Annotated in this window: 6 protein-coding genes; 1 reads left to right on the top strand and 5 read right to left on the bottom strand. The window is 55.7% G+C overall.

Annotation, left to right across the window (positions count from 1 at the left end; genetic code table 11):
* Positions 1–592: 592 nt before the first annotated feature.
* Positions 593–2692: an elongation factor G gene (locus SFX18_03230; protein ID MDX1962138.1), complete on the bottom strand. Its 2100-nt coding sequence runs from the start codon at positions 2690–2692 to the stop codon at positions 593–595.
* Positions 2693–3231: 539 nt separating this feature from the next.
* On the opposite strand from SFX18_03230, the gene SFX18_03225 reads away from it, so the two are divergent.
* Positions 3232–3690: a hypothetical protein gene (locus tag SFX18_03225; GenBank protein MDX1962137.1), complete on the top strand. Its 459-nt coding sequence runs from the start codon at positions 3232–3234 to the stop codon at positions 3688–3690.
* Positions 3691–4031: 341 nt separating this feature from the next.
* Here SFX18_03225 and proB read toward each other — a convergent pair whose 3' ends face one another.
* The 4 genes from proB to SFX18_03205 all read right to left on the bottom strand — a co-directional run bounded on the left by proB (position 4032) and on the right by SFX18_03205 (position 10053).
* A complete protein-coding gene (gene proB, locus SFX18_03220) occupies positions 4032–5174 on the bottom strand; it encodes a glutamate 5-kinase (GenBank protein MDX1962136.1) in 1143 nt (380 codons plus the stop codon).
* Positions 5175–5386: 212 nt separating this feature from the next.
* Positions 5387–6274: a tetratricopeptide repeat protein gene (locus tag SFX18_03215; GenBank protein MDX1962135.1), complete on the bottom strand. Its 888-nt coding sequence runs from the start codon at positions 6272–6274 to the stop codon at positions 5387–5389.
* Between the two features lie 499 nt (positions 6275–6773).
* Positions 6774–8600, bottom strand: a complete 1827-nt coding sequence (gene typA, locus SFX18_03210; GenBank protein MDX1962134.1) for a translational GTPase TypA — start codon at positions 8598–8600, stop codon at positions 6774–6776.
* Positions 8601–9459: 859 nt separating this feature from the next.
* A complete protein-coding gene (locus tag SFX18_03205; GenBank protein MDX1962133.1) occupies positions 9460–10053 on the bottom strand; it encodes a hypothetical protein in 594 nt (197 codons plus the stop codon).
* Positions 10054–10170 lie beyond the last annotated feature (117 nt).

Below are 10170 nucleotides of genomic sequence, written 5' to 3'. Positions count from 1 at the left end.
ACCCCAATTCCCCCTGCGGGAAATTATTTTATTGACATAAATTGCGTTTCAGATTAGGGTCCGCCAAAGCAGAAAAAAGAGTTTGTTGTATATTTCTGCTTTATAGAAAAAGCGACATTGCAGGCAACTTTTGTAAAATGGATATATGATCTTGCCGCATGTCCGGCAATGCGCGGTGGGAAATAGTGACGGTGTTTTCCGCGTAAATAGTAGCAGTGCAATAATCAGAACAATGCCTTGTTCCAGGGTGAAGTTAAACATAACAGTTCACATATTATTAGGAGGTAAACCCGGCCATTCACCGGCCACCCAAGGAACTTGTTCCTTGGTGCAGGGTTGTGGTCGCCAGCTATAAAGATTGCGCTCCGCTGGAGCTGCAACCCCGCTCCCTAGCACCCCCGCGAACCGCCGATGCCATCGGCGGCTTTGTGCGCGTCGCCACCCGCACCCCTGCAACGCGCTCCGCTGCGCGTCGCGGCTAAACGACCTTCCCCTGCGACCCGTCTCCTATCTCTCACCTCCCGCACCGCATGCATACCCCGCAGTCCCACGGCACAGGGACTGTGCCTACTACAATCTTTGCTCCCGTCACCTATTCCTCCTCATCCGGGTGAACGACAGCCGCTTCCATGATCTGCTTTTGGATGTTCGGCGGTACCACGTCATAATGGCTAAATTCCAGGCTGTAACTCCCCGCGCCGCCGGTAATGCTGGACAAACTGCGGGCGTAGGTCGTGATCTCCGCCAGCGGGACCAGCGCGCTCACCGATTGCAGGCCCCCCCCCGCCGCGTCCATGCCCAGCACTCGCCCCCGCCGCGTGGAGAGGTCGCTGCTAATATCCCCGATCTTGTCGTTGGGGACGGTGACCGTCAGGGTGACGATCGGTTCCAGCAGGCTTGGCTTGGCCGTCAGAAACGTATTTTTAAAGCACATCGCCGCCGCAATCTTGAACGCCGCTTCGCTGGAATCCACGTCATGATATTTGCCAAAGTGGACCTCGATGCAAATATTGCGCACCGGCTGGCCGGCAATCACCCCCCGTTCGATCCGTTCGAGACACCCTTTTTCGATCGCGGGCAAAAAGTTATTCGGGATCGAGCCACCGACGATGGAATCCACAAACAAAAAGTTCAGCTCCGGGTGGTAGCGGTGTTCCCGCAGATGCGGAAAACGCTCTTTGGTACAAAATTCCTCCGGCTTGGCCCCCAGCGGCAGGGGAAACATCCGAAAATGCACCTCGCCAAATTGGCCCCGACCCCCCGATTGCTTTTTATGGCGGTAATTTCCCTCGGCCTTGATTTGGATCGTCTCGCGATAAGGTATCTTTGGCTCGTGGGTGTCGATTTCGACCTTATCCCGTTTTTGCAGGCGTTCGCGGACCACGCTCAGGTGGAGTTCGCTCATGCCGTGAATCACCATCTCCTTGGTCTGCGGATCCCGGTCGATTGTTAGCGTGCTATCCTCCTCCGTCAGTTTATGCAAGGCTCCGCTCAGCTTGGCCTCGTCGGCGCGATTGCGCGGCGCGGCCGCCACGCCAACCATTGGCGTGGGAAATTTGATCGGTGCCATCGTCCAGGGGCCGAGGGTCGTGTTGGTATGCAGATCCTCTTGTTTGGCCAGGGCGACAATTTCCCCCGGCCCGGCGGAATCGACCGGCTTATGCTCGCTCCCCTGGACCTCCAGGATTTGCGTGATTTTGATATTTTTGCGCCCACCGCTGATATGCACGCTGTCCTCTTTTTTTAGCGTGCCGTTGTAAATCCGCAGGTAACTTAGCTTTTGAACATACGGATCGATCCTGGTCTTAAACACCTGGGCGACCAGCGGACCCGCGGGATCCTCGGCCAGCGGGACTTCCGTTCCATTTTCATCGAGCGCGGTGCGGGGAATGGCGTCCGGCGGCAGCGTGCATAACAGCAGCTCGTCCAAAAGTTCTTGCACGCCCACGCCGGTCTTGCCGGAAACCTCTAGGATGGGTATCAGGTGCCCTTCGCGGATGGATTGCAGGATGTCGCGCGACAGTTCCTCATCGGTCGGAGGAATGCCGTCAAAGTAATGCGCCGTGGTTTCCTCATCGACTTCGATGATCGTTTCGATCAGGGGCGTGTTGATGCTGTTGGGATCGACAATCGCCCCCGCGCTATTGGCCGGGGGATGCAGCGTGTCAATGACCCCCTTAAAACCCTGCCCCTGGCCGACTGGCACTTCCAGCGGCAGGCACTGTTTGCCAAAGACATCCTGAATCTCGGCGACCAGCCGTTCAAAGTCGACGTTGTCGGCATCCATCTTATCAATGAGGATAATGCGGCCCAGGCCAATTTTGCCCGCTTCCGCAAAGACCCGGCGGGTGTTCACTTCGATCCCCGCATGGGCGTTAATGACAATGATCGCCGTTTCGACCGCATGCAGGGCGGCGATGGTCTGCCCGATAAAATCCGGATAGCCCGGCGTGTCGATGACATTAAACCGCACGCCCTGATAGTCAAAATGCACGATGTGCGATTCGATGCTGTAATGATGCTCCTTTTCGATGGCGTCAAAGTCACAAATGCTGGTGCCGTCGTCCACGCTGGCGGCCTTGTTGATCGCTCCGGTGACCACCAGCAGCTTATCGGCCAGCGTGCTTTTGCCAGAGTGACCGTGGCCGCATAAGGCAATGTTGCGGATGTTGCTCATTTCAAGTTTGGGCATAACCACGTGCTCCTGGGCAAGTAGAAAAACGAATCCATGCAAAGAAAAGAGGGGGTGCCAGGTCAACCCGCGAATTATCCCCCCCACCATCGCGACGACCCAGCAATCGCAATTATTACGATTTCATGAGTGCCAAAGCAAACGTTTGGCAAGATTTCTTTTTTACCCGGCGTAATCGCAGGTCCAGTCCACCGGACTGGATAATTAGGCCACACGCAAAACAACGGAAAAGAAGACAGATCGTAGGTCCAGTCCGCCGGACTGGATAATTAGGCCACAAGCAAAACAACGGAAAAGAAGGCAGATCGTAGGTCCAGTCCGCCGGACTGGATAATTAGGTTGTTCGCCGCGCTAAGGCTGTCCCACCGAAACCCGCAATTTTTTGATTTTTCCGCAAAAATGTTTGGAAAATGGGCAAACGCGTAATTAGGGTAAAAAGTAGAGGCTGTTTTATTGGCAAGTTGGGGACAATCCTCCCTTCTAAACCAGGATTGTCTCCGCGGCAGCTTTTAGCCCCCTTTTTGTTGGCAGGTGTTACCATGATTTATCGCATTTTGGCAGTATTCGCCCTAATTTTGGCTCTCCAGTCCAATTGGGCGGCCCCCGCCAACGCCCAATTTCCTTGTGGCAACTTTTGGGGGGGACTAGGCTATAACCTGTACATTGCCGACGAGCGTCCCCCCTATTTCTCGCTTTATCCGCCGGTTTACTACAGCTACCCGGTCCCCCGGACCTATGGCTGGAGCCCGTTTGCCTATCCCGCGGGGACGATGACCCCGGAAATTGAGATTAGCGAGGCGGCGACCGTGGTCAACCCGCATGTCGCCCCGCAAAACGGCAAAAACGGCGTCAAAATTTTGCCGGCTCCCACCCAGCCAGCCGTGCCGACACCTGCGGATGAAAGCTCGTTCCGCAATACGGGGATGGAACTTCCCAGCCGGGTACAGGTGGTGGTCAATCCTTATGTGATCGACGCGCCGCAGTTGGGCAAGAAGTAGGGGGGATCGCAAGTTTCAAATTTCAGGTTTCAAATCTGAGATCTGAAATTACAAATTGCAGTTTGTGCTAAGCCTCAGAGGCGCTGAGTTCGCGGATCAGAGATCTGAGATTTCAAATTTCAGAATTTCAAATTTGAGATTCTGAAATTTGAGATTTGCGATTTTTAGTCGCATAGCTCCTCTTCTCCATGCTCCTCCATGCGGCTCTCAGTCTCTCCGCGCTATAAACTCTAGATCGATCAGCTCTCAAACTCCAAACACGCCGTGCTAAACTCCGTATCGATCCGCTTTCAATTTTCAAACACGCCGCACTAAACTTCGCTGGCTCTAAACTTTCATTTCTACCCGCTCGTCACCGCCAGGTTATCCCGGTGAATGACTTCATCATAGGGATGATACCCCAGGGCCATTGCGATTTGTTCCGTCCGCAGGCCGCGGATTTTTTGCACATCCTCGTGCGAATAATTGCATAATCCCCGGGCAAATTCTTGCTGGGATTCATCCCGCAGGGATACCACATCCCCCTTTTTAAATTCTCCCCGCACTTCGCGGATGCCAATCGCCAGTAGGCTCCGCCCATCACGCTCGATCGCCTTTCGCGCGCCGGGATCCAGGATCAACGTGCCGCGTGTTTGCGCGGTAAAGCCAATCCACCGTTTCCAGGCGGGAATGGTCCCCCCTTGAGCCAGAAATAGCGTTCCCACCGATTCGCCCGCTAAAATTTTGCGCAACGCGCCCGGTTGTTTGCCGCTAGTGATTATCACATTTTCGCCGGCGGTGGTGGCGATCCGCGCGGCGTTCAGCTTGCTGGCCATGCCCCCCTTGCTCAGGCCGGTGGCCTTGTCCCGTACCAATCCCCAGACGGAATCGTCCAGCTTTGGCACCACGGGAATGACGCTGCTGGCGGGATCGGCCGGGTCGCCGTTATATAGCCCCTGCACATCCGATAGCAGCACCATCAACGGCGCGCGGATCAGATTGGTCAACATGGCCGCCAGTCGGTCGTTATCGCCAAAGGTTGTACGGAGTTCCTCCACACTGACGGTGTCATTTTCGTTCACTATCGGCACGGCGTTCAGGTCGAGCAACCGCAAAATCGTGTTGCGGATATTCAAATATCGGGTCCGATGGTCCAAGTCGTCGGCAATTAACAAAATCTGCGCCGCATGCCGCCCATGCCGCCGAAATTCCCGGTCATACGTTTGCACCAGGTACGTCTGGCCAACCGCCGCCACCGCCTGCAATTGGGCCAGATCAGTGGGCCGTTGCCGCAACCCCAGTTGGCCCATCCCCGCCCCGACCGCGCCGGAACTGACCAGGACCAGCTTGCGCCCGGTTTGCAGGACTTCGTGGATTTCCTCCGCCAGCGTGGCAATCCGCTCCTGGCTTAGCAGGCCGTCGGGGCCGGTGAGAACGCGGGTGCCGACCTTGACAATCAGCGTATGGGCGGCGGCGGCGATTTCCTGTCGAAGAATGTCGGGCATGGGGAATCGAAGGCGGAACTGAGTGTAGGGCGGAACGGGTTCCGCCAATATTAACATTTTCGTTATCTTTGTAGGGCGGTACTGGTTCCGGAGTTGTAGGGCGGAACTAGTTCTGCAGTCGTAGTTCCGCCAATATTAACATACCCAATTTTTGGCGGATCACGAGCCACCGCTATCACGCAGTTGGTGGATCATGAATGGCCAACAGAAATCTACTGGATCCCAAATGCTCCCGGACTGGGGTAGCTGGGCTGGGTGGCCAAGCGACCGCTATTCGGGCCAAGATTGGGCACGGTGGCGGGATTGGGCTGGCTGGCTGGATTATAAGGGAGAGTCCCCGTGGGCGGAACCGCCTGACCCGTGCCCATGGGTTGTGGCGTAGGAGATGTCGCGGGAGGGGGCAAATATTGCCGCTGCAGCGCCGCCAGGCGTTCCTGCACCGCGGGTTGGTTAAAATCCTGCTGCAAGGCCCGTTGATAGTTGGCCAGGGCCTGCTCAATCTGTCCCGCATCCTCACGCATCTTCCCCAGCGCGGCCAACGCCTGGGCGTTGGTTGGTTCCAGGCGAATCGCGTCATACAAATACTGCTGCGCTCGGGCGGGATCCTCTAGCTTGGCGCTCAGTTGCGACAGCGCCACCAGCGGTTCGGCGGACTGGGGATTTTGGCGGGCCCAATTTTCCAGTAGGGCCACCGCTTCTGGCCCGCGGCGTTCCTCCGTCAAGAGCGTGCTCAAACCGTTGTAAGCATCGGACAACTGTGGATTTTTGGCCAGGGCCTGCTGGTAAAAACTTTCCGCTTGCTGCCAATCGACGGGCCGCTGCGAGGTTTTGGCAATGTGGTGGTACAGCGAACCCAAATTATAGTAGGCTTCGGCGTTGTTGGGATCATTTTGCAACGCCTGGCGAAATGCCTGGTCGGCGGCCTGCAAATCTCCCCGCCGGTAGCTGGCCACGCCGTTCAGGTTATTATTTTGGGCCACCCAGTTGCAGCCGCTGGTGATCACCAGGCACAGGAGTACCAGGAGAGCATAGCTTGCGTCAAAATACGGTTTACGAATTCGCGCGGCGTTCCCTGGCTGAAAAAATAATATCTGGAACATCGAAGGAACTCCGTTCTTTATGTAATTTCTTGGCAAATCAACGCCCAAGCAGGTAGCCACCGCGAGAAAATCGACTGAGAGTAACAACTGGGAAATTACAATACAAGAGACATTTGCCTGCTAGCAAGAATTTAAAAAAGTTGACTAAGCCACTGCGTAGTAGATTAAGCCACAGAGGCGGAGAAACCACAGAGGAATTCACAGAGATGGGATGTCCGCGTATCCGTGAAAATCCGTGTTCATCCGTGGCTAATTGTATTTGTAGCGCATTTTTTAGCCACGGATTGTCACGGACGGAACACGGATAATTTTCACATATGAAAGCTTCGGTGGTTTTGACTCTGGCTCTGATCCGCGTGACTCCGCATTTCTCCGCGAGCATCAGCGTCGTATTGAATTTCCTTCGGCGAAGGAGTCGCCTCCTACAATATAAAGAGTCGTCTACTACATTTCGGCGACAGAGTCGCCTCCTACAAACTGCCGCGTCGTCTCATACAAATCACGACCCAATCAGCGCTTCTTTGCGGCGATCTTCCTTGCGGCGTTCATGTTCCTGCAGCAAAATCTTGCGCAGGCGAATCTTGTCCGGCGTGACCTCGACCAGTTCGTCATCCTCGATGTATTCCAGGGCGATTTCTAGCGACATTTCGCGCGGCGGCTTGAGGATGATGTTGCGGTCCGACCCCGACGCCCGCATGTTGGTCAGTTTCTTTTCCTTGGTCGGGTTGACCGTCATGTCCCCTTCGCGGCTGTTTTCGCCGACGATCATCCCTTCGTACACTTCCTCTCCGGGGCCGATAAACAACTCCGCCCGCTCTTGCAGTCCATCCAGGCCAAAGGCGACCGCCTTGCCCCCGCACATGGATACCAGCACGCCGTTATTACGGCCGGCGATTTCTCCTTCGAGCGGTAGATACTTTTCAAATCGATGGTGAATGATCGCGGTCCCTTGCGTGGCGTTGAGCAACCGCGTCCGCAGGCCGATCAGTCCCCGCGCGGGAATGGAGAACAACAAATGCGAGTATTCGCCCCGGCTGTGTATTTCAATCGTCTTGCCGCGGCGGGCGCCGACCATTTCCATCACAGGGCCCATGCGGTCGGTGGGAACCTCGACCACCAGCGATTCATACGGCTCGTGCTTTTCGCCAGCGACGTCGTGCAAAATTACCCGCGGCTTGCCCACGGATAATTCGTATCCCTCGCGGCGCATGGTTTCGATCAGCACGCTCAGATGCAATAACCCCCGTCCCGAGACCAAAAATGCGTCGGTCCCTTCCTGCGGCTCCACCCGCAGGGCGACGTTTTTTTCCAGTTCCTTATACAATCGGTCCCGTAAATTCCGCGTCGTCACGTACTTGCCCGATCGACCGGCAAATGGCGAACTATTGATGGCAAACACCATTTGCAGCGTCGGTTCATCCACGGTTAGCCGGGGGAGCGCCACGGGATTGGCAAAATCCGCCACCGTGTCGCCAATCTCGATTTTTTCCAGACCCACGATAGCGGCAATGTCCCCCGCCGTCGCTTCTTCCACCTCCACCTTGCCCAGCTTGTCAAACAGATATAGCCCGGTGATCCGGGCGTTCACGCGGCGTTCCGCCTGCAAGAGGGCCACTTGCTGCCCTTTTTTCAGTGTGCCGGCCTGCACCCGTCCCACGCCGATCCGCCCCACAAAGTCCGACCAATCTAGCGTGGTCACCAGCAGTTGCAGCGGGGCGTCTGGCTCGACATCGGGACCGGGAACATTGGCCAGCATCAGATCCAACAGCGGCTCCATGTTGGTGCCGGGGACTTTGTAATCGGTCGTAGCATAGCCCAAGCGCGAGGTTGAGTAAATGTAGGGAAAATCATCGAGCGCGTGCTCCGCTCCCAATTCAAAGAACAGCTCGTAGACTTCGTCCAGGACTTCCTCGGGGCGAGCGTCGGAACGGTCGATTTTATTGATCACCACAATCGGCTTGAGCCCGCATTCCAGCGCCTTGCTAAGCACAAATCGCGTCTGCGGCATCGGCCCCTCGGCGGCGTCGACCAATACCAACGCCCCGTCCGCCATCCGCAGCACCCGTTCCACCTCGCCGCCAAAGTCGGCGTGCCCTGGAGTGTCAATCAGGTTGATTTTGACCCCTTTGTAATGAAAGGCGATGTTCTTGGCCAAAATCGTGATCCCCCGCTCCCGCTCCAAATCATTGGAGTCCAAAATCTGTTCCCCCTGGAGTTGGCTAGCGCGAAACTCCCCGCTCTGCTTCAGAAAACAGTCCACCAGCGACGTCTTGCCATGATCGACGTGGGCGATGATGGCCAAATTGCGAATATCGTTACGTTGCATGAAGATTAAGCTGAGTAAAGGCTGCGGACCAGGGTCACGGAAAAGACCTGATGCGCGAAAATAGTGTAAAGGGGAAAACGCCGGGACTGGTTGGCCGCTTGTCGGGGAGACCAAGTTCCCAGACAGCCGGGTTGCCAGCGGGTTGCGGCGTGGCCAGCGGGAACTGAGCCTTGCTAACCGCAACTCTGACAGATCGCCTCAAGCTACTACTGCTGATTTCGGCGGCATACCGCCGACACACCCCACCCTGGTAGCAACTTTACAGGTTTTGCGAACACTGCGAAGTTCGCAAATTGCATCGTTGACAAAGGGGGCAGGTTCTTAAAGGCAATCCGGGGGGTGGGTGACCCGCGCGGCCGGAGCCTGCCGTGGACAGCGGAGCGGGATGGAGCGCATGGGAGATATCTATGTAAAAATAGGCGTTCAGGTAACTAACAAAGAATCCACTCTAATTTTAACCTACGACGGCATTTCAGCAACTGCAAATTGACGCGGAAGTGGCGGCGGATTAAACAAAACCCTAACAAAGCTGAAGATTTATCGGTTGTAGGTGGCGACTCCGTCGCCGAAGCCAAAGAAAATGCTATAGGACGCGGATGCTCGCGGCGAAAGGAGAAGTCACGATTATCAGGGCCCGAGCCACTGAGGCACGGAGTGCGCCGAGGAATTCACAGAGTAGGTAGATGATATCTATGTTATGTATGTGAAAATCATCCCTGTTCCGTCCGTGACAATCCGTGGCTAAATAATACAATCTGCCGCTTATTCATTCAGCCACGGATGTACACCGATTTGCACGGATATTCACACTTTACATCTCTGTGAATTCCTCTGTGGTTTCTGTGGCTTGCTGCATTCTTTATTCGCTTGCGGCATTCTCGTGTGTGGCGACCATCGCCCGCAAGAGCTCCTCCACCTGGCGCACATTCGGGATGGCTGTAAAGCCCAAGCTGTCGGTCCGGTGGTCGCCGTCGCTATCCCGCCACGCGCGCGTATAAAACGTAATCGTGCCGCTGCCATCGTCAAATTCTTGCCGTTCGATATTTTTTAATTCCGCTGGGCGGAATGAGCGAACTTTTAGCCCCATCAACCAATTTTTAGAAAGCACGATCGCGCGGCGGTCGGTAATGCCATAAATAGTCTGCCGGGCATGCTGGCGCACCCAATAAGGAGCGGAAAGCATCCCCAACCCGACGAGAATAAATGGCAGGCCAAACAGGGGAAAGACAAACCGCACGAGACCAAAGAACCCGTCATCATTCTGCATCTGCCCCCCCATCCACAATGCCCCTCCCGTCCAAAAGACCGCGAACGCCGTCCAGGGAATCGCAAACAGCCAGATGAAACCCACTCCCCGGGCATAGCGACTGGGTATCGGCTGATCGGACCAGACCAGCCGCTCATCCCGATCCAGTTCTTTTTCCAATAGGGAATCCAAATCCAGGCGCGTCATTGTTGATCAACTGTTCGTGTTTGGGAAAAGTGTTGAAACGCGTGCGGGCAACGTGATTTGTTCCTTTGTGGGCCAAAGGCCCGATTCATCCTCATAACGCAGCTTTGACAACTTTGA

Source organism: Pirellulales bacterium (assembly GCA_033762255.1).
Taxonomy (GTDB): Bacteria; Planctomycetota; Planctomycetia; order Pirellulales; family JALHPA01; genus JANRLT01.
Note: the sequence above shows the minus strand (reverse complement) of the source record. Positions and strands in the feature narration are given on the sequence as shown.

Bases quoted from the DNA above. Each gene is read 5' to 3' on its own strand.
- proB (MDX1962136.1), bottom strand. From the start codon at position 5,174: ATGCCCGACATTCTTCGACAGGAAATCGCCGCCGCCGCCCATACGCTG.
- SFX18_03230 (MDX1962138.1), bottom strand. From the start codon at position 2,692: ATGCCCAAACTTGAAATGAGCAACATCCGCAACATTGCCTTATGCGGC.
- SFX18_03205 (MDX1962133.1), bottom strand. From the start codon at position 10,053: ATGACGCGCCTGGATTTGGATTCCCTATTGGAAAAAGAACTGGATCGG.
- typA (MDX1962134.1), bottom strand. From the start codon at position 8,600: ATGCAACGTAACGATATTCGCAATTTGGCCATCATCGCCCACGTCGAT.
- SFX18_03215 (MDX1962135.1), bottom strand. From the start codon at position 6,274: ATGTTCCAGATATTATTTTTTCAGCCAGGGAACGCCGCGCGAATTCGT.
- SFX18_03225 (MDX1962137.1), top strand. From the start codon at position 3,232: ATGATTTATCGCATTTTGGCAGTATTCGCCCTAATTTTGGCTCTCCAG.